This window comes from Paenibacillus etheri, from assembly GCF_001012825.1.
In the GTDB taxonomy this organism is placed as follows: domain Bacteria; phylum Bacillota; class Bacilli; order Paenibacillales; family Paenibacillaceae; genus Paenibacillus_AQ; species Paenibacillus_AQ etheri.
In genome coordinates, this window is record NZ_LCZJ02000023.1 from 1 (window position 1) to 25931 (window position 25931).

25 protein-coding genes, 1 pseudogene and 1 riboswitch are annotated in these 25931 nt (G+C 41.1%); of the genes and pseudogenes, 4 read left to right on the plus strand and 22 right to left on the minus strand.

The annotated features are described in order from the left end of the window. From UQ64_RS32110 to UQ64_RS13155, 3 genes and pseudogenes are all read right to left on the minus strand, one after another. Nucleotides 1-154 (minus strand): annotated as a pseudogene (locus tag UQ64_RS32110) (IS110 family RNA-guided transposase); the annotation flags it as partial. Nucleotides 155-308: 154 nt separating this feature from the next. Further along, nucleotides 309-638 (minus strand): HIT domain-containing protein, encoded by a 330-nt coding sequence (locus UQ64_RS13150; protein ID WP_060623925.1) that lies wholly within the window; start codon nucleotides 636-638, stop codon nucleotides 309-311. 391 nt (nucleotides 639-1029) lie between these two features. Then, the gene (locus tag UQ64_RS13155) at nucleotides 1030-1692 is read right to left on the minus strand and encodes an NAD-dependent epimerase/dehydratase family protein (RefSeq protein ID WP_060623926.1); all 663 of its coding nucleotides are present in this window, start codon (nucleotides 1690-1692) and stop codon (nucleotides 1030-1032) included. A gap of 354 nt (nucleotides 1693-2046) precedes the next feature. Between UQ64_RS13155 and UQ64_RS13160 the strand changes: the two genes are divergently transcribed. Further along, nucleotides 2047-2550, plus strand: coding sequence for an AAA family ATPase (locus tag UQ64_RS13160; protein WP_209445787.1), 504 nt, complete (start codon nucleotides 2047-2049; stop codon nucleotides 2548-2550). Nucleotides 2551-2909: 359 nt separating this feature from the next. On the opposite strand, the gene UQ64_RS13165 is transcribed toward UQ64_RS13160, so the two are convergent. The 16 genes from UQ64_RS13165 to UQ64_RS13240 all read right to left on the minus strand — a co-directional run bounded on the left by UQ64_RS13165 (nucleotide 2910) and on the right by UQ64_RS13240 (nucleotide 20301). Further along, nucleotides 2910-3137, minus strand: coding sequence for a hypothetical protein (locus UQ64_RS13165; protein WP_060623927.1), 228 nt, complete (start codon nucleotides 3135-3137; stop codon nucleotides 2910-2912). Nucleotides 3138-3229: 92 nt separating this feature from the next. After that, nucleotides 3230-4852 (minus strand): DUF4179 domain-containing protein, encoded by a 1623-nt coding sequence (locus tag UQ64_RS13170; protein WP_060623928.1) that lies wholly within the window; start codon nucleotides 4850-4852, stop codon nucleotides 3230-3232. Further along, nucleotides 4830-5420 carry an RNA polymerase sigma factor gene (locus UQ64_RS13175; RefSeq protein ID WP_060623929.1) on the minus strand — a complete coding sequence of 197 codons (591 nt, stop codon included), beginning with the start codon at nucleotides 5418-5420 and terminating at the stop codon, nucleotides 4830-4832. The genes UQ64_RS13170 and UQ64_RS13175 overlap by 23 nt, the downstream gene beginning before the upstream one ends. Before the next feature lie 302 nt (nucleotides 5421-5722). After that, entirely contained in the window at nucleotides 5723-7276 is a 1554-nt protein-coding gene (locus UQ64_RS13180) for an ABC-F family ATP-binding cassette domain-containing protein (protein WP_060623930.1), read from the minus strand. A gap of 435 nt (nucleotides 7277-7711) precedes the next feature. Next, the gene (locus UQ64_RS13185) at nucleotides 7712-8443 is read right to left on the minus strand and encodes a MerR family transcriptional regulator (RefSeq protein ID WP_060623931.1); all 732 of its coding nucleotides are present in this window, start codon (nucleotides 8441-8443) and stop codon (nucleotides 7712-7714) included. Between the two features lie 13 nt (nucleotides 8444-8456). After that, on the minus strand, nucleotides 8457-9194 hold the full coding sequence (locus UQ64_RS13190; protein WP_060623932.1) for an ABC transporter permease: 738 nt from the start codon (nucleotides 9192-9194) through the stop codon (nucleotides 8457-8459). Beyond that, a complete protein-coding gene (locus tag UQ64_RS13195) occupies nucleotides 9191-9907 on the minus strand; it encodes an ABC transporter ATP-binding protein (RefSeq protein WP_060623933.1) in 717 nt (238 codons plus the stop codon). Before UQ64_RS13195 ends, UQ64_RS13190 begins: the two co-directional genes overlap by 4 nt. A gap of 166 nt (nucleotides 9908-10073) precedes the next feature. Beyond that, the gene (locus tag UQ64_RS13200) at nucleotides 10074-11378 is read right to left on the minus strand and encodes a voltage-gated chloride channel family protein (protein ID WP_060623934.1); all 1305 of its coding nucleotides are present in this window, start codon (nucleotides 11376-11378) and stop codon (nucleotides 10074-10076) included. Between the two features lie 68 nt (nucleotides 11379-11446). Then, nucleotides 11447-11508: riboswitch (Fluoride riboswitch) on the minus strand. Nucleotides 11509-11513: 5 nt separating this feature from the next. Then, on the minus strand, nucleotides 11514-12233 hold the full coding sequence (locus UQ64_RS13205; protein ID WP_060623935.1) for a YebC/PmpR family DNA-binding transcriptional regulator: 720 nt from the start codon (nucleotides 12231-12233) through the stop codon (nucleotides 11514-11516). A 166-nt stretch (nucleotides 12234-12399) separates the two neighbouring features. Next, complete coding sequence (locus UQ64_RS13210) at nucleotides 12400-13509, minus strand: 5-methyltetrahydropteroyltriglutamate--homocysteine S-methyltransferase (protein WP_060623936.1); 1110 nt, start codon at nucleotides 13507-13509, stop codon at nucleotides 12400-12402. A gap of 16 nt (nucleotides 13510-13525) precedes the next feature. Continuing rightward, a complete protein-coding gene (locus UQ64_RS13215) occupies nucleotides 13526-14458 on the minus strand; it encodes a LysR family transcriptional regulator (RefSeq protein WP_060623937.1) in 933 nt (310 codons plus the stop codon). Nucleotides 14459-14580: 122 nt separating this feature from the next. Continuing rightward, nucleotides 14581-15696 (minus strand): phosphodiester glycosidase family protein, encoded by a 1116-nt coding sequence (locus tag UQ64_RS13220; protein WP_060623938.1) that lies wholly within the window; start codon nucleotides 15694-15696, stop codon nucleotides 14581-14583. A gap of 169 nt (nucleotides 15697-15865) precedes the next feature. Further along, the gene (locus UQ64_RS13225; protein ID WP_060623939.1) at nucleotides 15866-17413 is read right to left on the minus strand and encodes a TPM domain-containing protein; all 1548 of its coding nucleotides are present in this window, start codon (nucleotides 17411-17413) and stop codon (nucleotides 15866-15868) included. Nucleotides 17414-17686: 273 nt separating this feature from the next. Further along, complete coding sequence (locus UQ64_RS13230) at nucleotides 17687-18040, minus strand: acylphosphatase (RefSeq protein WP_060623940.1); 354 nt, start codon at nucleotides 18038-18040, stop codon at nucleotides 17687-17689. A gap of 226 nt (nucleotides 18041-18266) precedes the next feature. Next, nucleotides 18267-19205 (minus strand): cysteine synthase A, encoded by a 939-nt coding sequence (gene cysK, locus UQ64_RS13235; protein ID WP_060623941.1) that lies wholly within the window; start codon nucleotides 19203-19205, stop codon nucleotides 18267-18269. A gap of 70 nt (nucleotides 19206-19275) precedes the next feature. Further along, on the minus strand, nucleotides 19276-20301 hold the full coding sequence (locus UQ64_RS13240; RefSeq protein ID WP_060623942.1) for a LacI family DNA-binding transcriptional regulator: 1026 nt from the start codon (nucleotides 20299-20301) through the stop codon (nucleotides 19276-19278). 325 nt (nucleotides 20302-20626) lie between these two features. Between UQ64_RS13240 and UQ64_RS13245 the strand changes: the two genes are divergently transcribed. Then, on the plus strand, nucleotides 20627-21679 hold the full coding sequence (locus tag UQ64_RS13245; protein WP_060623943.1) for a 2,3-butanediol dehydrogenase: 1053 nt from the start codon (nucleotides 20627-20629) through the stop codon (nucleotides 21677-21679). Nucleotides 21680-21758: 79 nt separating this feature from the next. Here UQ64_RS13245 and UQ64_RS13250 read toward each other — a convergent pair whose 3' ends face one another. Continuing rightward, nucleotides 21759-22355, minus strand: a complete 597-nt coding sequence (locus UQ64_RS13250) for a GNAT family N-acetyltransferase (RefSeq protein ID WP_060623944.1) — start codon at nucleotides 22353-22355, stop codon at nucleotides 21759-21761. Next, entirely contained in the window at nucleotides 22352-23032 is a 681-nt protein-coding gene (locus tag UQ64_RS13255) for an HAD family hydrolase (protein WP_060623945.1), read from the minus strand. Before UQ64_RS13255 ends, UQ64_RS13250 begins: the two co-directional genes overlap by 4 nt. A gap of 133 nt (nucleotides 23033-23165) precedes the next feature. Here UQ64_RS13255 and UQ64_RS13260 point away from each other — a divergent pair, with 133 nt between their 5' ends. Further along, nucleotides 23166-23660 (plus strand): DUF6803 family protein, encoded by a 495-nt coding sequence (locus tag UQ64_RS13260; protein WP_060623946.1) that lies wholly within the window; start codon nucleotides 23166-23168, stop codon nucleotides 23658-23660. A gap of 66 nt (nucleotides 23661-23726) precedes the next feature. On the opposite strand, the gene UQ64_RS13265 is transcribed toward UQ64_RS13260, so the two are convergent. Then, nucleotides 23727-25175 (minus strand): MDR family MFS transporter, encoded by a 1449-nt coding sequence (locus tag UQ64_RS13265; protein ID WP_245237955.1) that lies wholly within the window; start codon nucleotides 25173-25175, stop codon nucleotides 23727-23729. 152 nt (nucleotides 25176-25327) lie between these two features. On the opposite strand from UQ64_RS13265, the gene UQ64_RS13270 reads away from it, so the two are divergent. Beyond that, entirely contained in the window at nucleotides 25328-25876 is a 549-nt protein-coding gene (locus tag UQ64_RS13270; RefSeq protein ID WP_060623947.1) for a PadR family transcriptional regulator, read from the plus strand. Nucleotides 25877-25931 lie beyond the last annotated feature (55 nt).

Sequence of the window (25931 nt, forward strand, 5' to 3'; positions counted from 1 at the left end):
TCATTTGAGAAAGATAGTGGATTGCCAACGACGATCCCGCGGAAATTCACCGCACGAGCGACGTGAGTTAGCTGTGCGATGTCGATTCCGACGACGAGTGAGGGGTAATTTTTTCAATAAGTTGATTTTGTTTGTCCTGGGCTTTAAACTTCATAGTAGAGCGTCCTCCTGGATGATGGGATTTTAAGGGCTGACCCGTTGCGTACTCCCATCGTACCGAGGCGCTTTTCTTTTTGCAAAGCTCGTAATTAACGCTCTACAGGAATGCTAGCGTGTCCCGTTAGATCAACAACGAAGAATAAGATGATTTAGCGTATTGGTTCACCATAAAACACATGAAAATGAAGATGCTTTGAGTCTTGGTATTTCCCTAAATTAGTCAATACTCTACAAGCTCCATGCTCAGACTGCACTTTCGATGCTACTTTTTTAACAACGTCCATCAACTCAATTAAGAGGGCATTGTCACTCTCATCTAGTGTTAAAAGAGATGAGATATGCTTCTTTAGAATTGTAATAATGTGAACGGGATAAAAAGGGCGAGTGTGATGGTACGCAAGAACGTTATCAGTTTCAAGTACTTTCTTTACAGAAGTACGACCACTTAACACCTCATCGCAATAAAAATCCTCAGTCATCAAATCTCCTCCTCCTTATTTTTCTCATTATAACATTCGTTATTATTTGTAACTATCCTGCCCGTTTAATAAAAAAGAGCAGGCTACGAAGCACCTACTCATCATTGTGTAAGCACTCATGGGAGATTAATCCTACTCTGGTTTTTGCACCAGCCTAGTCTTTAGTGATTGTAGAACGAAGTTTGTTGTTTTTCTATCTGCCTAACTTTATTTAAGTACACATAAGGCTCAGCCCCTCCTCATTTAACGGAGTATGATCGCTCGCTTACGCATATTCTGGATGCGCTTTGTGCTTGAAGAGAGCGATACATTGAGAATAATTACCCGGATAAAATAGCTGTATTATTGAGCTCAGATGAATTAGATGATGAGATCAGCCAAAAGTACCCAGTTAGGAACTAGCCAATTTAATGATATCCTTGCTCTCCAGAATTGATTTATCATATCCTTTTGTAACAGTATGAATCATTGCAATACCAAGCTCCTTTAAAGACACGGTAAAGTTTGGAAATAGTCTTCTTAGAATAGGATATAGCCACATCAATGCATAATAAGATTTATGCGTATTTTTTAATCCCTTTATTGGATGGATGTAGGCAGGGCGAAACATATACGTTTTTTTGAAAGGCAGCTGCATGAGGTGGTTTTCTGTCTTGCCCTCCACTCTTGCCCACATCCTTTTTCCTAGTTCTGTACTATCCGTCCCCATTCCGGAAACATAGCAGAATACCATATCTGGATTCAAGCTTGAAAGTATGCCTGCCACATGCATTGTAAGATCATACGAGAAGCGCGCAAACTCTGCCTCCTTCAAACCAACAGAGCTTACACCCAAACAAAAGTAGCATGCATTATAGTTACTTAATTGAGATTTTATTGAAGATAAATCAAAAAAATCTTTGTGGATGATTTCAGTTAATTTGGGATGCGAAACGCCGCATGGTTTGCGGTTAATCACTAAAACGTGTTCCACATCAGGATGCTGCAGGCTTTCATGTAATACACCCTCGCCAACCATCCCCGTAACACCTGTAATTATCGCTCTTATTTTCACGATGGAACCCTCCTTTTTCTCAATTAAATTGTTATTAACTATTCGTCTGTCCATTGTGAAACTTGGCTCTCGCTGCCATTAGCCTAGACGCGACGAGTATAGCCTGTGCGTCTATGTCTAGGTTATAGCGATCAATCTGACGCTTGGATTGTACAAGTAAGGGAATAGCCTCAATGTCATTTATTTTTGTTGTCCATATATAGTATGGTCCCTAACTACTTTTGTGTCAACACATTGTTATAACACATCAACACCCCGCCTTTCTTCATATCTGGAATTTTTTATCTAAAACCCTCTAACATGTATGATTTTGTATTAAACTATTCTAAATGGAAAAGAGGGGCGATGAGTATTATGAATTCAACTACATTATCTAAAGCAATTATTATGGTTACAGGAATGTCAGGGACGGGGAAATCTGCGGTTCTCGCTGAATTGGCTCGTAGAGGGCATCAAACGATAGACACTGATTACGATGGGTGGAGCGAATATCTAGATGATTTCGGTCAGGTATGGCGTGAGGATCGCATAGATACACTACTTACTGAACATAACCAAGGTGCACTATTCATTTCAGGTACTGTATCAAATCAATGGAAATTTTATTCACGATTCAATGCAATCGTGCTGTTAAGCGCTCCGCTGGAAGTAATCCTTGAACGTGTGGCTTCCCGTACGACGAACGATTACGGAAAAACTACTGAACAGCGTGAAGAGATAATAAATTACATTATGACAGTCGAGCCACTCTTACGTTCCGAGGCAACTTTTGAGATTGACACCCGGAAGCCAATAAATCAAGTCGCAAGTGAGCTTGAAGTAATCGCTACGCACCAAGGTATAAAGACTATAGTTTAAACATTATCCTGAGTCACTAAAGGCGGAGGCCGTTCGGCTTTTTATCGAATGGTGCTATCGCAAGATTACAGAACGCTTAGAGATACATGATAAGAATAGGGTTAGAGTCTGGGCGAGGAAGTATCGGGTCAATGGACAAACCGCCTTTGAGGATAGACGTGGAGATCCTCAAAGGATTGAGACTGCGCAGGAACGAGAACTGCGTCGTTTGCAATTGGAGGTGGATGTCATAAAAAAGTGGTTACAAATCTTGAATCGGGAGGGTTGAAAGAGAGTCTACTAAATGGGGTCTTGACCAAAAGAGGGTGAACCCTTAGGTTCACCCGAAATTATACTTACTTATATATTCTCTTTACGAATTAACAAGCACAAGTAACGTCTTTTAAATTTCGTATAGCAATAGCATTGAGTCGGAGCGCTTCTACGATTGAATCTCTTACTGCTAACAATTCAAATCTTTCACGACTGCCAATAGGCAATCTGCAAAGCAATGCTTCAATTCTTTTAAGACTTTCCTTCAGAACCACTCTTTGCTTACGCAAAGCATTCAAAGCTCTTTGAATTTTTCTCTTCTCTGCAGCAGTCATAAACTACCACCTCTTTTCGATTGTGATAGTATATGAGATGCTTATTCCTCCTTTTCTGCTTGTACAATCCGGAAGCTAAAGGATTGATTTTACTATTTTTTGCTAACCTCCATGATAGGAACGGACCAATCTACATTGGTATACAATCGGTTAACTATCGTGCGTATTAATTGAAGCTGATCAGGGATCTTGGTAAGGCCAGCAGCACGGAACTCAAAAAAATTCTTTTTGTTATTTGACTGCGATTCAACGATTACGATATAACCATCTTTCCATCCGGACCCATCAGTAGAATAAGCTCCTTGTCCTGAGAGAGGATACTCTTTACCCTCAAGATCCTTAAATATCCACTCACTGTTCATAAATTCATTTCTCAATCTCCCGCTAAAATGTAATGAACCTTCCTTCTCGGAGCTGTTGGTATTTGGTGGTGATTCCACTGTAAAATCATTTAACATCAGCTCATCCCCATCAAATGCAAAGGGGATTGGATGTTCCTTCAACTTGGATGACTCAAACTGTACCATCGAACCATCCTTTTCTAGAATGAAATACCCATCGAATACAAAAGTATATGGCGTATCCTGGGGTAAATATTTAAATGTATAACTCCAATGCATTAATCCAGGTTTATCACCGGGTGTCGAAGATCGTGACATTACACTATCCTTACTCGGCAATTTTCTCGCATTAACACTGTGAATCTCTTCTCCCGCGTTATCCTCAAAATGGAACTTCATCCCTTGCTGCTTCCATAGTTCACCAGGAGAACGACTCAATGCCTCTTCACTTAACTCCGTATCAAATTCAAAACGGACACCTTGTACCATATGCGTTAATCTTTTCAAGGTCACTGTTAAACCATCCGGAGAGGTGTAGCTCCCCATCAGTGGAGTTGAGGTCGTTTGTTTATTTGCTTCAGTCATATCCATCGAAAAATTGAAATTCCAATCTCCTGCAAGTGTAGGGATATTTTTTCGTTTACTTCCCAATTCTGTAATATGACCTTCGATCGTTATTTGATCGGTTTGCAGTGGTTCCGGGAAATTAACGATCATATAGTAAAAATCGCTGGTAAACCCCATATCATATAATTCCCCTACGACCTTCCCTTGATCATCCTTAACTTCTATGCGGTTTCCATCAGCAAAAACCAAGCGTTCTCTGTCATGCTTCCCACCCGGCCCGAACAACTGTAGAGCGACAATCAGACGAGTAGGATCTGCTACGGCTTCATCTATTTTGATCGTATAGCCTTTATCCTTCACCGTAATATTAGGGTGTTCTACTAACCCAAATTCTTGTGCTCGAAGAAGGCCTATGTCCATATTATTTTTTACGAAAAGAGAACGTAAAGCCTCTGCTAACGAAGGTACGGAATACAAAATCACGGCACTCAGAACAACAAGTAACAAAGCCGCTCCCATGGCTATTCTTAGTGTCTTAAGTATCTTCGGATTTTTTCGCTTCCTGTTGGGTACCGTTACTTTCTCAAGTTCTACAGATTCTATTGAATCCATAACTTGAGCAGTAAAAGAATCTGGCAACTTCTCTTCAAACAACGCTTGCAACCACTCCTCTTGTTCTTCTAATAGTGTATGATAGATTAAATTGCAATGGGTACAAGCAGCGATATGATCAACTACTTCCAATGGCCGGGAGGTGGGTGTACTTAGGATATATTGCTCTATCTCAAATGGACTTAAGCACTTCATCGCTCTTCACCTCCTGGGGTGTCATGATTTGCTTCAATCGCTGCTTTGCACGATAAAGGTCATTTTGGATCTTGCTTAAAGGGACCTCTAAGAGAGTACACATTTCTTCATAGCTTAAATCATTAGTGTAACGAAGCAACAAAGCCGTCCGATAATTAGGCGGTAGCTTCTGCATTAGGTGATGCAGCTCTCTGCGATGCTCCGATCGAATGAATTCTTCTTCTGGATTATCTGAAAGAGAAAGTTCAGTAAGATCGTCCGGTAAGCTCGCTGTAGTACGAGTTTTTTTCCACAGATCCTTCAGTAAATTAGTCGCGATCGTATACAGCCAAGCCGCAAAGTTTTTATCTAAATCATGTGAGGCTAGCTTACGATAAGCTTTTATAAAAGTCTCCTGAGTGATGTCTTGCGCGTCTTGGTGATCGGCCCCCATCCCTCTCAAAAGGCCATAGATTTTATTCTTATATCGATTGACAAGATACGAATAATCTTCCTTATGCCCTTCCAGAACGTTTAGGATCCATTGCCTCTCATCCTCTTTTTCATCTTTCGGTACATGTCCCTTCACCCTTAAGCCTCCTTGAAGCACGATACTGTATAGACGATCCCTATCAGAAAAACTCTCACTTTATACAAAAAAAAGTAGATCTTCAATTGTATTGAAGACCCAACACTGTTATCTAACCATTGCGCTTAAGTGCAAAATATACGAATTGATCACGAAGTTCCGTGTCCCTTGCCTCTTCTAGATTTAAAACTCGAAAATCGGTTCTTTCTGTTTGTGAACCACTTGGACGCTATTAACTAACGGACCAAACAATCGCATATTGAACAAGTGAAGATCCAAATAAAGATATGGTTTGCATTAGCTTATTTAACTCCCTTATTTCTGGTTTCATCTCCAATGTTAAACACACGATCGACCCATCCCTGGTAAAACTGTTCTTCATGAGAAACAAGAATCACAGTTCCGCTAAATTGGATTAAAGCTTTCTGTAAAGCGTCTTTCGTTTCTGCATCTAAGTGATTGGTTGGCTCATCCATGATGAGGAAGTTGTATTCTGAGAGCAGTAAAAGGCACAACTTAACTTTAGACTGTTCACCGCCGCTGAGTGTACGGACAGACTGTGTTACAAGGGTATCTTTAACCACACACTGCGCCAGATGGCGACGTATTTCCTTTACCGTCAGTTTGGGATCATAAGCTGAAATCACCTGAATAGGTGTCATCGTATCATCTTCCCAAGTCAAATCTTGCTCGAAGTAACCGACTTTGACTTGTTCTGCGAACTGAAACCTACCGGTAATTCCTTGGATCTCTCCAACCAACGTTTTAAGTAATGTTGATTTCCCGATTCCATTGAACCCCGTAATCACCAGCTTTTGACCGCCACGGATGGAGAACCTCAATTTAGGCAACAAAGGTTTATCATAACCAACCACTAAGTGATCCACTTTAAGCGCTACTTGTGACGTGCACGGAAGCTCCTTAAAGCGAATAGACGCTTTGGAGACAAATGTCGGAGCAGCGATTCGTTCCAGCCTATCCAGCTGTTTCTGGCGACCACGGGCAATTTTGGAATTGACACCTGCACCGTTTTTTCGAATGAATTGCTCAGTAGTTTCGATTTTTTTCTGCTGTGCATGATATTGCCGGATATGACTCTCTCGTAAATGTTCCTTCTGCTTCACAAATTCCGAGTATTTCCCATGGTATTTTTTAATCGTTTCCCCTTCAATATCACAAATACTAGTGGATATTTTATCGAGAAAGGCATAGTTGTGAGATACGACAATGAACGCTTGATTGAATGCAATCAGATATTCAGCGAGCCAGTTAACATGTTCCTTATCCAGATAATTGGTTGGTTCGTCGAGCAATAGCACATCAGGTTGTTCAAGTAAAAGCTTGGCCAGTATGACTTTAGTCCGCTGCCCCCCACTTAACTGCTCTATGGGGCGGTCGATTCCAATCGCGTTAATCCCTAGACCCGTAACCATTTTACTAATGTTGCTCTCCATCGAATAATAGTCTAGCGCTTCTAATTGTTCCTGGTAGTCTGCTGCCTTTTGCAATAACTTCTCATTGCCAGTTACAGCGCATTCCTCATAAAGCTCATTCATTTTTCGTTCTAGTTTATATAATTCTGAGAAAGCCTGTCTTAAATAATTATGAACCGTACGGTTTCCATCCATGGCAGCATATTGATCGAGATGACCGATTGTAATGTTGGGCTGCCACTTTATCATTCCATCATCCGGAATCACTTCGCCCGTCAAGATGCTAATTAACGTACTCTTCCCCGTTCCGTTCTGTCCAACCACGCCTACATGCTCACCTTTGTACAATTCCATAGAAACATGCTTGTAAAGAACCTTATCTCCAAAGGCATGTGATAAATTTGAAACCTCAAGTAAACTCATTTCCTATTCCTCTTTTCTGAAATGAATGTAACGCAAAAAAAGCAGAAGACACTGCACCCTTAGGTGCAAGCCTTCTGCTTGTCAGTACACGAATGAACGGCACAAACAAATAAATGTCAGTGTAGAAACTGAGCAATATAACACAAAAGGCTGTAGACGAAAATTGTCTACAGCCTCTTAATCATTAACATCGAAAGATAGCATAACCAAATAAGCATGACATTTCACGCTAAATCGGACCCGCTATCATTCGATGATATAAAAGCAAAACGCTTTTGATTAAGCTCCGGACAACGTTTCATCGTTTGTATCCGTTTGTTCGGAGCAGCCTCTGGTATATAACTTTACAGTTTCTACATGAATCATGTTAAACCATCCCTTCATTTGGTAACAGTTTAAAACGCATACCGTTACTTGTCAACTTAGAGCGGGAAATCATTCTTTATTTTTAGACTCCAACATTTGTATAACCTCTTTTGCTTTATCTATCGCTTCTTCTAGAGAATAGATTAAACGATCTGTTACTGTAACAATATCTTCGTATTCTCCAGGCGTATCTAGTATTTCTTTAATGCTTAGTTCCTTTAATTGTCCAGCTGAATTAAGAAGCCGAAGTATGGCACTCATTGAATAGTGAGCTGCTCGCAATGTACGAATAATCTTCATTCTATTTAATTCTTGTTCAGTGTATATGCGATAATTATTCGGTAGTCTAGGAACCGTTAATAAACCATTTCTTTCCCAGTTACGCAGGATCTCAGGCGATAAATTCAATAACTGAGTGATTTCAATCCGAGTATAGGTTTGATTAGGCAATGACTCCTTGCCACTGAGCCATTGTTCAACCAATAGAACCGCTTCTAAAGCTAGTTGATATTCTTGTTCAAGATGAGCCAAATAGTTATGAGCAAGTTCAAATGCCCGCTTAAAATCTCTTTTACCACTAGCCTCAGCAATAGCACGTGCTTTTGCACGGCTATGGCCTTGAATTATCTCACAATGAAAAGCGGTTCTTACGATTTGAAGCTGAAATAAATGGAGCTCTGAAAAAACTCGATATCCATTCACTGCACGAGGAACTGGAGAAATATACTTCCACTCTTCATAAATGCGAACGGTATTGGGATGTACGTTAACAAGACTCGCGATTTCTTTGGTGCTATACATCCATACTCCTCCTTCACTTCCATTTAAAAAATTTGATTGCGCCACTTAAACCAATCAATATACATAAACCAAGAATTATAATGCTTATAAATAAGTGCTGAATAGGCTCACCAATCGAAACTTGTTTTAGTAAATGAATGCCATGTGAAAGGGGTAAAATATCCATTAACCATTGGAAAAATTGTGGCATAATCTCGTACGGAATCGTCGCACCCGAAAATAGAAGCATTGTGAAGTAGGCAACTGAACTCCATAAATTTGCAGACTTTTGATCAGGAACGACACTGCCGATAAGAATCCCAATACTGTACATCGCACACACTACAAATGCATAACTGAGGAGAAAGACTCCCCATGAACCGCCCATTTCGTAATCAAATAATAAAGTATATACAGCAGTTACGCCAATAAATGAAACAAGTGCTGAAGATAACTGAATAACGACTTGTGCAAATAATATGTGTAAAGGGGACACGGGTGTTACTTGGAATCTTTTTAAAATCCCTCGGTGGCGATAGTCAGCAATGGTAAGAGGTACACCCATCACTCCTGTCGCAAGTACCCCTATACAAATGACAGCAGGGTAGGAGATTTCAAACATGGATGCTCCACTGGCTGACACTTCTTTACTCATGACATATCCAAAAAGAGTCGCCAAAATGATCGGGAGTATAATCCCGAATATTAGTATATCCATGCCTTTCCAAACAAGCTTACCCTCTATCTTTAGTAGTGTCCAAAATAATTTCATTCCCATTCCTCCTCACCTGAAAAATATAAATAAGCATCCTCTAACGTTGCTTGTCCACTAAGCTTTATAATTTCCTGAACGGAACCAGACGCGACTGTTTTCCCATCTCTTAAAATGATTAAATGATCGCAGAGAGCTTCTACTTCGTCCATGTAATGAGAGGTGAGTACAATCGATAGTCCTTTTTCTTTCATAGTTAAAAGCTGTTTCCACAGTATTTTACGTGCCTTGGTATCAAGACCCGTTGTTAATTCATCTAGAAAGACGAGCTGAGGATTGGGCAAAAGGGCCAACAATACAGCTAACCGCTGCTTTTCACCACCAGAAAGCGACTTCACTAACTGCTTTTTCTTTTCATGTAATCCAAAGGTTTGGAGTAAGGGCTGGATAGCTTGTGGTTTTTTGTACAAAGCACGCCATTGGATACAAGCTTCTTCTAGGGTTAGGCGATCTTGAAAATTTGTGTCTTGAAATTGCACTCCAACTTTTTGAAACACTTCCTTTCGTTCTGTTATTGGCGATTTCCCCAGTAATACAAGCTCTTGGAATTCACTTTTTTCGATGCCAAGAATTGCGGCAATACTCGAAGACTTCCCAGCACCATTTGCACCTAATAAACCTATCACTTCACCTTCGTGTAAATTAAAATTTAAATCCTGGACAGCCATTTTATCTCCGTATCGTACAGAGAGATCTTTTACGGATAAAACCATATCCCCACCTCATTTCAGATATTAGGTTTACACTATATCAAATGAAGTAAAGGCTGGTGGTATATTGGAGGGTTTGTTTTTTGAAACAAAAAAAAGAGGCGGTCAGCTCGTATTACGAACTAACCATCCTCTGTCAGGTGCTTATATTTTCAAAAATCCAACAAATTTATTTTCTTTTTTTAACATTACTTATCCTAGTCCCTTGAGGAATTGAAATCAACCGGCTCTTCGATACACCAATAAGCTGTGAAGTATAAATACTACTATGTCCGGAGAACAAATAACTCACCACACAAGCGATGAACATGTATACTGCACCCTCTGAACCAAACAGCTCGATCCCCATTAAAAAGCAAGCGATAGGTGTACTTGTAGCTCCACAGAAGACAGCAATAAAACCGAGGGCAGCCAAAAAGGGTCCATACACATGTAATATTCCAGCCAAAGCATTGCCTAATGTGGCACCCATCGCAAACAACGGAGTAACCTCACCGCCCTGAAATCCTGTTCCTAAAGTAAAGGCGGTAAAGATTAGCTTCCATAAAAAAGCGAACGGCGAAACATCTCCCTCAAAAGAATCCTTGATTAATGGAATTCCGAGGCCTAAGTAATCACGGGACCCTACAAGGAATACTAAGGCAATGATAATTATTCCACCTACTGCACCTTTTATCATTGGATTGCTTATCATGACGGTGAAGGTTCTTTTTAGAAAATGAGTCAGTTCACTGAAAAGCATACTCACGAGACCAAAAATTACAGAGGCCAATACCACTTTTAGAATAATCATTAAACTTAAGATTGGAAATTCGTTCACTACATAGTGAGTATGATGAACGCCCCACAATCGAGTGGTGACCAAATCACCAACAAAGCTGGCCACAAAACATGGAAGTAACGCCTGTTGGCTAATGATTCCAATCGTTGCTACCTCTAGACCAAATAAGGTACCGGCCAGCGGTGTTCCGAAAATAGAACCAAAGCCTCCACTAATCCCGCACATTAACAGTATTTTGCGATCCAGTGGGCTGATTTTGATCAGCTTTCCAAACCACTCCGCGAGGCTTCCTCCCATTTGTACAGCTGTTCCCTCACGCCCGGCAGATCCGCCAAACAAATGAGTTACTAGTGTCCCGAACAATACTAAGGGTGCCATCCGTAAAGGAATGGTCTCGTTGCCATCTTGAATTTGTTCTAAAATAAGGTTATTTCCTTTAGCGCTGTTTTTTCCGTAACGCATATATAAGAAACTTACAAGTACTCCCCCAAGAGGTAGCAAATAAAGCAGCCATGGATGCTCTAAACGTTCATCTGTTACATAGTCCAAGCTTTTCAGAAAGAAAGCCGAGGCAGTTCCCGATAAGAGTCCAACCACACTTCCGAGTACAATCCATTTGACAAATGTACTCCATAGTGCAAAATGACTTCTTTTCTTAGCGAATTCATACCATCGTGCAGACCGTTGATTCATAACAGCAACTCCCAAAGTCAGTATAAATTAGTCTCTGGCAACAAAACAGACTCCTACCAGTGAAGCACACTCTGGTAGGAGTCATTAGTCTGAAGAGACAGTTGAGGCGAACTCCATCGCCTAGTTATGTTATTCTTAATCCTCAGAATCTACGTTATGATACACTTGTTGAACATCTTCTAAATCTTCTAAGGCATCAATCAATTTCTCGAACTGAACTTGTGCATCTTCAGGAAGTGTTACATAGTTCTGTGGAAGCATGTTAAGCTCAGCAACAGTAAATTCAGTGATTCCTGCATTCTTGAATACTTCTTGTACGGCATGGAACTGATCAGGCTCAGCGTACACGATAACCGCTTCATCCTCTTCCAATACATCACGTACATCAAGTTCTGCATCGAACATCATCTCAATGACTTCATCGGCAGTTTTACCTTCTATTCCAATAACAGCCGTTGAGTCAAACATGTAGGCTACAGATCCGCTGACACCCATATTCCCGCCATTCTTACTGAATGTGGAACGGATTAAAGGCGCTGTACGATTAACATTATTCGTAAGTGCATCGACGATAATCATCGAACCGTTAGGTCCAAATCCTTCGTAACGAAGCTCCTCATAATTCTCATCACCGCTGCCTTTGGCTTTATCCATCGCGCGGTCAATAATCGCTTTTGGTACATTGTAAGTTTTTGCACGTTCTAATACAACCTTCAAGGCCCGGTTTGCTTCTGGATCGGGTTCACCTTTCTTGGCTGCTACATAAATCTCAACACCAAACTTTGCATAAACGCGACTTGTGTTGGCATCTTTGGAGGCTTTCTTTTCCTTAATATTATTCCACTTACGACCCATATTGTTCCCGCTCTCTTTCAACATGAATTAAAAACAATTGTTACTTATTATACCCTTGATTAATAGCTCTAGTAAAGTGCGCTGGTAGGTTAATCCTCTAAGCTGTCACAATACACGCATAAAAGACCCCTTAATCAGTCAGGAGTCTTCTAAAAACTTATTTTATTTATACCCAAACCTCTTGGGCGGTTTCAATCACGAGACGTATTTTATCCCACTGCTCTTCTTCGGTTAGAATATTTCCTTCCTCGGTTGAAGCAAACCCACATTGAGGACTTAAGCAAAGCTTCTCAATATCTACATATTGCGCCGCTTCTTCAATACGCGCTTTAAGCTGTTCTTTGCTCTCAAGACCACCATGTTTCGTAGTTACTAGTCCCAATACCACAAATTGATCTTTAATAAAACGTAAGGGTTCAAAATCGCCCGCCCGCTCATTATCATACTCTAAGAAAAAAGCGTTCACTTTGGTATTCGAAAAAAGCTCTTCGGCCACAGGCTCATAACCACCAGCAGCGAACCATGTGGAGCGAAAATTACCTCGGCATACGTGAAGCGCGATCGTCATATCATCCGGACGATTGGCAATACTCTCATTGATCAGCCTGACGTAATCCTTAGCTAATTGATCTGGATCTGTTCCTCTGCTTCGTAAATGTGCCCGATGTCTACCACTACACAACGTTCCCCAAGTTGTATCATCTAACTGGAGGTAGCGGCAGCCTGCATCATAGAACGCTTGGATTGCAGTTCGGTAAACAGCAATAATATCTTGTAATAGGGTTTCCTGATCTGGATAAACTTCATTCCCGTTAAACTCCTCCACAAAGTGAAATAAAGCGGGTGAAGGTATCGTCATTTTTGGAATTCGGTCTCCAGCCATTTGCTTCAGAGCGATAAATTGCTCAATCATCGGATGATCTTCAAAGGCAATTCGGTCCACGATTCGAAAAGATTCCGCGCGCTGAGCTGCTTCCGCTCTTCCTTGATTTAAGTTTATCTTCTCCGTCCCTTTAATCCCTACAAAGAAATCGAGATGCCACCAGGAACGGCGAAATTCCCCGTCTGTGACCGCAAATAAACCCACTTCTTTTTGCAGTTCTAGTAACTTGGTGATTTCAATATTCTCTATTTCATGAAGCTGACTGCCCGTGATTTCACCATTGTCATATTGGAGGCGGGCTGCTTTAATCTCATCCGTTCGTAAGAAGCTGCCAACGATATCGTAGCGAAAGGGTGGAGCATTTCTCTGGGTGCCAATTACGGGTCTAATCATACCGATCCTCCTACTGCTATAGTAAAAAATGATTTAGATCAAAATAACTTCCTGAAACCAGGTCATTCAAAATCTCGATATACTTAGATGCCATTACACTCGGTCTGCGATCTTTATGCGCTATCCAGCCAACCGTAAATACTTCATTGCTCTCAAAAGGAATCGTCTTCAGTCCATCTCCATTGAGATCAGATGCCAGAATTCCAGTACCTACCGTATAACAATCTGTACCCATTAATAAATTGGTCAGTGTCGCCCGGTCATTCACCTTAATATTCTTCTCAATTTGTGAAAAGCTTAACATTTCCTCCGAGAAGTGCAGTGAATTGTTCTCACCCTGTTCAAAAGTGATATAAGGGAACGGCACAATATCATTCTGTGTAATGACTTCCTTATGAGCAAGCGGATGTCCGGTTCGAACATACAGATGTGGATCGGTATTAAAGAGTGGAGTGAATTTCAGATTGCCATCACTAAACAGTTTATTCATATGCTTATAGTTACTCTCGTTAATATAAAGAATTCCTAAATCACTGCGCAAGGTACGTACATCTTCGATGATCTCGTAGGTTTGCGTCTCTCTCAAGCTAAAGTTGTATTCTGAGACGTCATTGTGCTTCATGAGATTTACAAAGGCGTCAACCACAAAGGCGTAATGCTGCGTAGAGATGGAAAAATAGACCGGACTACGCTTTTTCCCGGTATAACGATTCTCCATAAGCTCCGTCTGTTCAATAATTTGGCGGGCATAACCCAGGAATTCCATCCCCTCAACAGAAATACTGATTCCACGGTTGGTCCGCTCAAAGATCGTAATCCCCAGTTCACCTTCTAACTCTTTAATGGCATTGGACAGGCTCGGTTGAGAAACAAAGAGCTTTTTTGCCGCCTCATTCATGGAGCCACTATTTGCAATTTCGATAGCGTAGCGGAGTTGTTGCAACGTCACTCCTATTCCCCCTGTTCCAGACCTGTTAGTTCTGTATTCTGTATCATGCTAGGTGATATCGTAGCATATTTTCATATGGCAATCCAAGACAATCCTTTTCTTATTTACGTATTAAGAGTGCTTTAGTGTGTACGCTTCTTAGCAGCATCAATTTGGGAGGGGTCAAGTCCCTTCCAAATATTCGGCATATCGACTTGCTCAGGGTTCTCAAATACAAGAAAAGCCGTAGGTAAATATCGTTCTCCATATTGAGAGGATGGCTTGTTCATAATCTCGTTGTCTTTTACCAGCACGGTGGAAGAACCTCCATCCAGATTCGCTGCAATTACAGCGCCATGCTTAAGAAGGATTTGTTGCACATCATATAGATTAGCACCAATACTATAAGTGGGTTGTCTTCCATCAATAACAACAAATATAATCGCCCCGTCAGCTCGCTGGCCCATCGCTGTTCTTGGTGCAATTCCCCAACCTTCAGCCGCGTTCTTAATCAATCCTTTTCCATTGACGATTAAACGAGGGCTAAAAGTTACTGCCTCCTGAACACCCATTTTACTAATCTCGTCTAAAGTATAATTTCCAGCAACCATTTTCCCTTGTTTATCAAGGCCTACGATCTGTGTTGATTTCTTGCCACCGAGGCCGTTGTAATATAACTTACCTTGTGATATCACAATACCGATAGGCTTAAATCCGTTACCTTTCCAGTTGGGATCAGCGAATCCACCACCGTTAACGCCCGCAATAGCACCTGTGCGCTTCACCATGCTAGTTACTTTCTCACCTGACCCTACTTTATCCGGAATTCCCAAACGAACTTTAGTAGGATCATTAACGATCATGACATATCCGGAATATCCGGTACCTGATACATTTTCTATCTCGACCAGTGGTTTCTCTTTTACTTCTGGTTCAGGAGTGATGGTGTGTGTATCCTTTTCGACCCCCATCTCTTCAAATAGGGAGCTATATTCAGTTACTCTGTCCTTTAATCCATCCTCGCCAATAATATATTTAGCCATGTAACGGTGCTGTGTTGTAATCAGTGTATCAGCGATTGAATAGCGCAGATTTTTAGCCGAAGGTGCAAAGTAAAACCAACCGCCTCCAGCAATCAACAAAATTAAGCAGAATAGAAACACTTTGGATAGTGTTCGGAAAAAGCCCCGTTTCTTACGTTTTTTTGTTGGCTTCTTTTTGCGTACGGTGGAACGTTGAGGTAATGATGAAGTGCTCACTTCTTTTTCCTCCCTGACTATTACGGAATTTGAAAATAAATGTCTAACTTTATCATAGACGATACATTTTATGAAAAGTTACTATTAAGTAACAACCTAAAACAAATAAGTAACCTCCTAAACCAAAACGAGCAGGTTTCCAATAATTCGGAAACCTGCTAGCCATTAACTATCTGTTTCTCCCTGCTCCGCCACCACTGCTTGCGCTACCTCCACCGCCAGATGAACCGCCGCCGGAAGAACCGCCTCCACCTGAAGAGCCTCTATCATTGTTAGAGTAGCTGCTGCTACTGGAAGAACTTGAAGAATGTCTTCCTGCACCTCCACCACTGCTGGAACCTCCATCACCACGGTTCTCGTTGCTTGAGGAGTAACGTCCGGCTCCTCCACCTCTAGTAGATCCACCTCCACCACTGTTCCCCCAGAAGCTTGACTGTGAGTTATTGGATGGTGTGTTTCTATGATGATGGTGGTGATTATGATGGTGATTATGATGGTGATTATAATAACGTCTGTGCCAACGTCTACCATAACCGTAATCCGCTTGACCGTACCAATTCCCATACCGACGAATATTTCTTGGGCTATATGGATTTATTGGCAAACCGTACATTTCAATATATTTATTGCGTCGTGAAAGACCATATCCGAACAGTATGAGCGGAGCAAATATCAATATGTAAATTAGAAGACCTTTGCCTACACTAACACTAGTCTCCTTTGCTGAAGTGGTTGTTGAGGATGCATTAGTGGCTGTAGTGCCTCCACTATTTCCCGTCGCTCCAACGGATTGATCCGCTCTTGCCAACAAGAAACTGTACAAAGCATTGGAAGTCGCCGTAGCTCCAGTTCCATAATCTTTTTTCACAAATTGGGGTTCAAGTACGGTGTCTAAAATACTGCTGATCGCATCATTAGTTAGAACCTTGTCGATGTCCTTCCCTTGCAGAACATGATAGTTCTCTCCACCAATGTCTAGCACGAGCATAACATCCTTAGGGCCAGCAGCAACGGAGGCAAACTTCATGTAGGTATAATCCTGAAGTTTTTTATCCCCTGCATTCTTTACAGTAACCACATAAATTCCGCTGCCAGTTGTAGTTTTATATCTGTTGCTAGATTCGTTCAAATAATCCTTTGTTACTTTTTTGAGTACACCGGCATTATCGGATACATAGTTTTTGGTGCTGACATTTTCCACCCAGGTCCCACCCATGGCTTGAATAAAAGCGCCATAAGTTTTACGTGCACCGTTACTATAAGTTTTAGCTGCAAAATCCGGCTCAAGATATTGAGAGAGAATATCTTTAATCTTACTGTTAGGCAACGTGTCCTCAATACCCTTACCTTGTACCGCCCAGTAGTCATCATCTTTTATAGAAAGCAGCAGCAAAAGCCCGTTATTCTTATCCGCGGAACCTACGCCCCAGCTATTAAACAGCGAGGTTGCATACTCTTCCATCGAAACTCCATTTGTAGAATCAACTGTCACCACCACGACTTGAGCGCCTGTATCCTGGTGTAATCGAATTCCATAGTTCACCATGTAATTCTCAGCTTTCTCGTCGATCACATTTGCAAAATCATTCACATAAAATGACCCGGTATGCTTAGGTACGGCTGTTTTGGCTGAAGTTAAAACCGAAAAAAGCAAAACACTTAACATCAGGGCGGCAAGTGTGGTAAGAAGCATTTTTCTGAAAATTCTGTAGTTCATATGTACCTCCTGCGCTATCATAATCTCTTTTATTTATCGGTTACGCTCATCTCAGATAATAGTTCCATTTTATTCTATTCTGTATATTACACAGCGAAGAATGACATTTCGGCCATCAATTATTCAGAGAAAGCAAAGAAGCTATAGTTAAAATGAACAGAAGAATGAACTGAGAAACTTTAGTCCCAATTAATCTATTCATGTTTTTCTCCTCTATCTTCCTAATCCTAACGCAATATAATCTACTTCAGAATTCTACTAATCCATATGTACTTATTTTACTATCATGAAATCTTTCTCACACTCATTAATAGGCAGATCACTCATAGTTACTTTCTTTACAGATGCCCGTTTCAATGATTGCATGCAATGGACTAGAAAAGAGATTTGCTGCTCTTCTCCTTGTACTTCTACCTCTACACTTCCGTCTTTTAAATTTTTTACCCTACCCTTTAATTTCATTCTTTCAGCAATCGTATATATTTCCAAGCGGAATCCTACATTTTGAACTCTACCCGAGAAAACCACTTTCTTTCTAACGACAGGGCTTGAAGGAAAATCCAGTAACTGAATACGATTTGCATGCCAAATCACATAATTATTTCTAACTTTTTTGAACACATTCACACGTTTCATACTCCTTTTTTAGAACTACTACGATTTATGCTATATTGTACCATAGCCATTGGTAAAATAAGGGGCCAAATTGATCACTCTTCAATTACTAAATACACAAAAAGACTCAGCATTCCGCTGAGCCTCCAAATTTGTATTAACTTCAGTGCTAGCAATTAAAATGATCCGGGTCTGCACCCATCCGATGGTTTACATTCAAGTCATAAGTTGGTTCAATCTATTCGTTAAAATCAAACAAAGTAGTTGTTAAATAACGTTCACCAGTATCCGGCAAAATCACAACAATCGTCTTCCCTTTATTCTCTGGACGTTTAGCAATTTCTGTAGCTGTATATACCGCGGCGCCAGACGAGATCCCTACAAGTAATCCCTCGGTCTTGGCAATTTCACGTGCTACATTAAATGCGTCTTTATTCTTCACCTGAAAAATCTCATCAACAACCTCTTTATTGTAAATCTCCGGAATGAAGTTAGCACCAATCCCCTGAATTCCATGCGCACTAGGCCGGCCACCAGATAATACCGGTGAATCAAACGGCTCGATAGCGACGATCTGTACCGAAGGGTTCTTAGCCTTCAAAGCTTCCCCAACCCCAGATATGGTGCCTCCAGAACCAACACCCGCAATAAAAATATCTACATTCCCATCAGTATCCCGCCAAATTTCCTCTGCAGTTGTCGTTCTGTGAATTTCAGGATTTGCTGGGTTGCTGAATTGTTGTGGAATGAACGCATGTGGAATCTCCGCTGCCAATTCCTCCGCCTTTTTCAGAGCACCGCTCATCCCTTCAGCTCCAGGTGTTAATACAAGCTGAGCACCAAGTGCAGCCATCACCTTACGGCGTTCAATACTGAACGTATCCGGAAGTACGATAATCAACGGGTACCCAAGGCTAGTCGCAGCCATTGCAAGGCCAATGCCGGTATTGCCACTTGTTGGCTCAATAATTACAGAATCTTTGTGAATTAAGCCTTTATCCTCAGCATCTTTGATCATCGCATAACCTATACGATCCTTGACGCTACCTCCAGGATTAAAAGACTCAAGCTTGGCAAGGATTTTTGCTTCAACGTTCTGAGATTTACTATATCTCGAAATTTCCAATAACGGTGTGTTGCCAATCAAATCAGTTACGCTTTTATATATATTAGCCATAATATTCTCCTCATTTCTTATTACCCTATCAACTTACTTAGTATTAAGTCTAACAGGATTTAGAGGATTTTCAACCTGTTGGACTACGTTTAACTGAAACACTAGACTCTCGCACAATTAAACGCGGATCAAGCTGCACCCTTTGGTAGTCGCCCGTAATATTATCCTGAATACGTTGCAAAAGAAGCTGAGTAGCCAATCGGGCCACTTCATTTCCCATGATTGACACCGAACTTATCTGCGGACTTGTAATGGTTGTCAATGCGTTATTATCCACCCCTACCACTGCCACATCCTCAGGAACACGAACGCCTAACTCTTTAAACCGATTTACAATCCCTATAGCGACCATATCATTTACAGCATATATTGCATCTGGCATATGGGTCAGGCTATAGAAATAATCTGCAGCTTGTACCCCCGTTTGCAAGGAGAAATCCTCTCCAAAATAAACCAAAGAAATATCCACTTGATTTAACGCCTGCTGATAGGCAAGATAACGATCCTCAATGAGATCCTTCTGAGCTCCTGCGTAAGCAATTCTAGTTCGACCAATATTGCTTAGATGTTCCATGATTAGCTGGCCCTCAAAACGTGACAAGCTTACGATATCGGCTTTCACATTCTCTGTAATGCGTTTCCCGTAGTTAATGATGGAGACAGGAACACTCGATTTATTAATTAGCTCTACCATAGTCTTTGGATAAGCAAGAGGCATGATAATGAGTCCATCGACATGTAATTTCTTGATCTCACGAATCGTTTCGAGCTCTGTCCGCGGATTTCCGGAAGTATTAATCTGAATGACCCGATAACCGTCCTGTTTAGCTGCTTGTTCCACGGACCAGGCGATATCTGGAATAATGGCATTTCGAATGTCGGGAACTGCCAGAGCAATTTGCTTCGTTTGGCGAATCTTCAGACTTTGTGCAGAGGTATTAGGTGTAAAACCCATCTCCTCAATCACTTGCAGCACTAATGCCTTAGTCTTGGAACTAATTCCCTCCGAATTATTGATCGCTCTTGAAACTGTAGCAATACCTACTCCCGCTCGTTTCGCCACATCCTCTATGGTTACTTTGTTTTTATTAGCCACGCTGATAGTCCCCTCATTTTCGGAATCGTTTCCGTAATCATATCTATTGTGATATCTATTTGGCTCATTCAAGCCGTTTTTCCAATGTATTTATTATAACATAAATGTGCTTATAAAAGCACTTATAGCAAGTACAATATAGTCTAATAATCCTGCTATTGCTGAGTTTAGGTGAAATATTTCACTAATTTTCGTTATTAATTTTTTAGTATTTAAATTTGACAATATGAAAATTGTGTGACATATTTGTTCTCGGAAACGTTTCCTCTTTCCCAGGAGAAAAACACTATTTATAATCAATTAATTAATCTAGGAGATGAATGATATGCAAGCATTAAGATGGCATAACGTCAAAGATCTACGGTTAGAAACGATTGCAGAACCAGCAGCGCTTGAAGGAAAAGTGAAAATCAAAATAGAATGGTGCGGAATTTGTGGCAGCGACCTTCACGAATATGTAGCCGGTCCTATTTTTATTCCCCAAGGTACAGATCATCCCCTTACTGGTGAAAAAGCGCCAGTCGTAATGGGACATGAATTCTCTGGACAAATCGTTGAAGTAGGTCAAGGCGTTAGCAAGTTTAATGTTGGTGATCGAGTTGTCGTTGAACCAGTTTTTGCATGTGGTGAATGTGTAGCTTGTCGACAAGGCAAATACAATCTTTGTGAAAAAATGGGCTTCCTAGGCTTGGCTGGAGGCGGCGGTGGATTCTCAGAATACGTTGCAGCAGACCAACATATGGTCCACAAAATTCCTGATAGCTTGTCTTATGAGCAAGGCGCTCTAGTAGAACCTTCTGCAGTTGCTCTGCATGCTGTTCGTTCCAGTCAATTGAAGGTTGGTGATAAAGCTGTAGTATTCGGCGCTGGCCCAATCGGCTTGCTTGTAATTGAAGCATTGAAAGCTTCCGGTGCAGCAGAAATCTATGTCGTTGAACTCTCAGAAGAACGTAAGAGTAAAGCTGAAGAACTTGGTGGTATTGTAATCGATCCTAAGCAATATAATGTAGTCGAAGAAATTCAAAAACGCACCGATGGTGGCGTGGATGTTGCTTTTGAAGTAACAGGTGTCCCTCCCGTTCTAACACAAGCAATAAATTCCACTAAATTGAGTGGACAAATCATGATCGTTAGTATTTTTGAAAAAGATGCTACGATTACTCCAAACAACATCGTGTTGATGGAACGCAACTTGACGGGCATCATCGGTTACCGTGATGTATTCCCAGCAGTAATTAGTCTCATGGAACAAGGTTACTTCCCTGCGGACAAACTGGTGACTAAGAAAATCAAATTAAACAAAGTGATTGAACACGGGTTCGAGGCGCTTTTGAAGGAAAAAAATCAAGTTAAAATTCTTGTAAGTCCTAAACAATAACCATAAGCAGCCAAGTGGCTGAACTATAGAATAAGAGTCCTTCTCATTAAGAGAAGGACTCTTAGCTTTTCTTATACAATTATGAGTACTTCTCATTTACTAAATAGTGCAAATTTTCTTTTACCGATGGCCATTCTTTATCCAAAATACTAAAGACAACATTATCATGAATCGAACCGTCAGATCTGATTCTATGCTGGCGCAGAACCCCTTCTTTTACAGCCCCTAATCGTTCTACTGCTCTTTGTGACCTCAAGTTAGTCTTCACCACTGTAAATTCTACACGAATCAACTTCAGCTCTTCAAAGCAATAGTGAAGCAGTAACGACTTAGCCTCGGTGTTCACACTAGTTCTCCAATATTCAGGCGAGATCCATGTACATCCGATTTCAGCATTGCGATGAACCAAATCCGGATGCATAATTCGAGTGGTACCGACGATTTGTCCAGAAGCTTGTTCAATGATGACGAAGGGAATTTGCGATCCATTGTTCTTATTCGTGAATGCGGTTGTGATTAAATCCTGCACCTGCTCGTCCGACGTAATTTTTCGCCAAGTAAATTCCCATATGTTTGGATTTCTTAATACTCTCGCCAGCCCTTCTACATGGCTTTCATCCATTGGAACCAGCTTGATTGTAGTGCCCTCCAAGATTGAATTATGAGGTCGGATCATTTCGCACACCGCTCTCTTAATGATATATGTTGGATGATATCCGCAATTTCATCTACTCGATAAGCGATATGATCTGCCCCAGCATTCTCCAGTTCTTCTTTAGGTCCGTAACCAAACGTAACACCGATAGATTCTACTCCACAACCTATAGCTCCGATAATATCATGCTCGCGGTCTCCTATCATCACAGCTTCCTCTGGAAGAATAGCATTCTGATCGAGTACGTACTGTATCACGTCTTTCTTTTTAGAACGGGTGCCATCTAGATTACTACCACCGATATGCTCAAAATAATGATTTAGTTTATAATGCTCAAGAATTTGTTCTGCAAAAACAGTAGGCTTGGAGGTGGCTACATACAATGAATATCCTTTATTCTTAAGACCTTCCAGCAATTGCGGTATACCCTCAATCACCATATTCTCAAGCATCCCAACGGTGCTGTAACGCTCACGGTAGAAGACAACCGCTTGTCGTGCTTGTTCTTCTGAGAACTGGTGCAGCTCAATAAATGAATCGTAAAGAGGTGGGCCTATGTAAGGAAGAAGCATATCCAAATGCTCGATCTGAAGATCAAATTTGTTCAATGCGTATTCAACGCTTTTTGTTATGCCTTCTTTAGGGTCCGTTAATGTACCATCCAAATCAAATAAAATACTTTGTAGTCCTCTTCCCACGGTTGTCTTGCTCCCCTCAACTGTTATTAATGGATGTAATGTATTTATAATACCTTCGTTTCTACATACTTTCCACATACTTCTCGAATACGATCAGTACGAAAGTTATTTTTTTATATCGGAGGAGTATTTTATGAACATGACGCATTATATGTCTTTGCTAGCGGATAATCAGCCATGGAACTTGATTTTATTCATGGCGATCCCCGTGATTTTTGCTGAGACGATCACCGTTACAGAGTTTATTATTTTGTTCACCAAGAACCTAAAAGGCTCGTTACGAACCTTCAACAAAATCTGTAGCATTCTAGCCGGATTGTACTTCACAGGGGTATTCCTCTACTTGTTTCCAACCGCATTCATCCCTTTGACAGTAAATGATGAGTGGCATACATGGGTTGACGTGGTAGCAGTAGGCTTCTATTTGAGTGGAGTGCTCTTCTTATTACCGTTGGCTTTGTTAGATCTTGGTCTGATCGCTCGTAAACGAACAGATGAACAGAAAATGAAGCTTCATTTTATCCTCATCAGTGGATTCTTGGTTGTAGCGCATATCGCAATGATATTCGGGATGATCAATCCGGAAATTGTGGGCAGTATGGGTGGAATGGGCGACATGATGCACTAACTTAACATATAAAAAAAGCAGATCAAGGCTAAGCCCTTGGTCTGCTTTTCTAATGTGATGCAAAGGTTATCCCGCACTTTGAACAGAAATCACACTACGCTTCTTGCGCAATAAAAACATAAGTGGTAATCCAAACAACACGATGATAGAGCCGACTACGAATACATCATTCACACCCATAGTGAACGATAATAATCTTATCGAATCTGCATTACCCGCACCTGAACTAATCAATTCTTTAGAGTGCAGTAAGGATCTTGTGGACAAAATGGAGGTGAACACTGCAATCCCCAGTGAGCTTAACACATTCCGAACCCAGTTGTTGATCGATGTGGCATGACCTGACCATTCGACTTGAATTTCCTCCATTGACGCTGTGCTACTCGGAACGTTAGCTAATCCAATTCCTAGATTTCGAACGACCATCGCCCACATAACGAAGCTGTAAGAAACGTTCGTATGCAGCCGACTCATCATGAATAAGCCGATGGAAATGAATAAAATGCCAGCAGAAATTAACTTCACAGGCCCAAACTTCGGATACATCTTACCTACGATTGGACTTAGCAAAGCAAGGAGGATCGAAGATGGCAATAAGATTAACCCCGTTTTAAGCGTTGTTGCTCCTTCTACCGTTTGTAAGAACAATGGAGTTAAGTAGGTTCCAGCATACATCGCTATCGTCACCAAACTGTAGATACTAAGCATGGCAGTAAAGCGGCGATTACGGAAGACACGCAGATTCAGCAGAGGCACTTCTGCCTTCAGCTCGTGCAAGACAAAGTAAACTAGAAGAACGATCCCCACAAGTATTAATAATAAGGTCTTCCATGAACTCCATCCCCAACTGTTGCCTTGACTAAATGCAGTTAGCAAAGATAAACTCCCCAGTACAACAGTAAGAAATCCAGGAATATCAAATGATTTCGGAACATTCATTCGATAGTATGGAATTAACGTTACGGTAAGAATAATAGCAATGATCCCAATGGGAATGTTAATTAAGAATAACCAGTGCCAGCTGGCATACTGAAGTAACCATCCGCTAAACGTCGGACCAATGGCTGGGGCAACCATCGCGGACAGTGACCACAAGCTCACGGCGAAAGGTCTGCGTTCAGCTGGAATCACTTGGAATATAATCGTCATCGTACAAGCCATAATCAGCCCGCTGCAAGAACCTTGAAGCATTCTAAATACAATCAGAGAGGTTGGATTCCAAGCTATTGCACAGAGTAAAGAGAACATGGTGAATCCCATCAAGGCGAATAGATAAAGTCGCTTATAGCTGAATCTGCCACCAAGATATCCGGCAAGTGGTGCAGTTACTCCCGTTGCTAACATAAAACCTGTAACCATCCATTGCATAGCGTTCAGGTGCGAATGGAAATGATTCATTAAAAGAGGAACAGCTATGTTGATGGTCGTTGTACTTAAGACAGAGACGAAGTTTCCGAAGAATATGGCAATCATTATAGGCCAAAAATGAATATTACTTTCTTGTTTAACGTCCACGCTACCCCTCCTTATCTTTTCTATATGTCTACTTTTACATATATAAATTAACTTAAATAATGTTATAATCGTATGGATAATATGTCAATGATGACATAGTCCCAAAAATCACAATAATAACGGATTTATAATAACTGGAGGGCTTCAGAGTAATGAATACACTGTCTTACGGACTTCTTACTTTACTTAGTGCTAACTCGTTGTCTGGATATGAATTAACACAGAACATCAAACCGTTATGGCGAGCTGGACATAGTCAAATCTACCCTCTTCTAATGAGCATGGAGCAGCAAGGCTACATTTCATATCAGCTCATTGAGCAGTCGGATAAGCCGGATAAAAAGGAATACTCCATTACGGAAGCAGGACTTGAGCAATTGCGGAAATGGGTGGAAGCTCCAGCAGAGCCCCCAGTTCTACGGGACGAGCTACATTTTAAGCTATATAGTCTATGGCTCACCAAACCCGAGGAAGCAAAGGACCTTCTACAAAAACGAGCGGAGTTTTGTAAAAGCGAGCTAGAGCGATACAAAGTCTTGCTGAAAGCTAACGAAGTCTTACGTGATGAACGAGGTGAGACTCGTGAATTAAAAGCAACGACTTTTGGACGCTATTTACTCATTCGGAAACGAGTGCTGGATATGGAGAGCTCTATACAATTTTGTGAATGGGCGCTTGAAGAGCTTGAGCCAGCAAAATAGCTTAGTTGACTGCAAGTAAAAAGAGACTTCGCGTATACACGCAAAGTCTCTTTTG

Excerpts from the sequence above, each read along its gene's own strand:
- UQ64_RS13150 (WP_060623925.1), bottom strand. The coding sequence starts at position 638 with ATGACTGAGGATTTTTATTGCGATGAGGTGTTAAGTGGTCGTACTTCT.
- UQ64_RS13160 (WP_209445787.1), top strand. The coding sequence starts at position 2,047 with ATGAATTCAACTACATTATCTAAAGCAATTATTATGGTTACAGGAATG.
- UQ64_RS13165 (WP_060623927.1), bottom strand. The coding sequence starts at position 3,137 with ATGACTGCTGCAGAGAAGAGAAAAATTCAAAGAGCTTTGAATGCTTTG.
- UQ64_RS13170 (WP_060623928.1), bottom strand. The coding sequence starts at position 4,852 with ATGAAGTGCTTAAGTCCATTTGAGATAGAGCAATATATCCTAAGTACA.
- UQ64_RS13180 (WP_060623930.1), bottom strand. The coding sequence starts at position 7,276 with ATGAGTTTACTTGAGGTTTCAAATTTATCACATGCCTTTGGAGATAAG.
- UQ64_RS13185 (WP_060623931.1), bottom strand. The coding sequence starts at position 8,443 with ATGTATAGCACCAAAGAAATCGCGAGTCTTGTTAACGTACATCCCAAT.
- UQ64_RS13190 (WP_060623932.1), bottom strand. The coding sequence starts at position 9,194 with ATGAAATTATTTTGGACACTACTAAAGATAGAGGGTAAGCTTGTTTGG.
- UQ64_RS13195 (WP_060623933.1), bottom strand. The coding sequence starts at position 9,907 with ATGGTTTTATCCGTAAAAGATCTCTCTGTACGATACGGAGATAAAATG.
- UQ64_RS13200 (WP_060623934.1), bottom strand. The coding sequence starts at position 11,378 with ATGAATCAACGGTCTGCACGATGGTATGAATTCGCTAAGAAAAGAAGT.
- UQ64_RS13205 (WP_060623935.1), bottom strand. The coding sequence starts at position 12,233 with ATGGGTCGTAAGTGGAATAATATTAAGGAAAAGAAAGCCTCCAAAGAT.
- UQ64_RS13210 (WP_060623936.1), bottom strand. The coding sequence starts at position 13,509 with ATGATTAGACCCGTAATTGGCACCCAGAGAAATGCTCCACCCTTTCGC.
- UQ64_RS13225 (WP_060623939.1), bottom strand. The coding sequence starts at position 17,413 with ATGAACTACAGAATTTTCAGAAAAATGCTTCTTACCACACTTGCCGCC.
- cysK (WP_060623941.1), bottom strand. The coding sequence starts at position 19,205 with ATGGCTAATATATATAAAAGCGTAACTGATTTGATTGGCAACACACCG.
- UQ64_RS13245 (WP_060623943.1), top strand. The coding sequence starts at position 20,627 with ATGCAAGCATTAAGATGGCATAACGTCAAAGATCTACGGTTAGAAACG.
- UQ64_RS13250 (WP_060623944.1), bottom strand. The coding sequence starts at position 22,355 with ATGATCCGACCTCATAATTCAATCTTGGAGGGCACTACAATCAAGCTG.
- UQ64_RS13260 (WP_060623946.1), top strand. The coding sequence starts at position 23,166 with ATGAACATGACGCATTATATGTCTTTGCTAGCGGATAATCAGCCATGG.
- UQ64_RS13270 (WP_060623947.1), top strand. The coding sequence starts at position 25,328 with ATGAATACACTGTCTTACGGACTTCTTACTTTACTTAGTGCTAACTCG.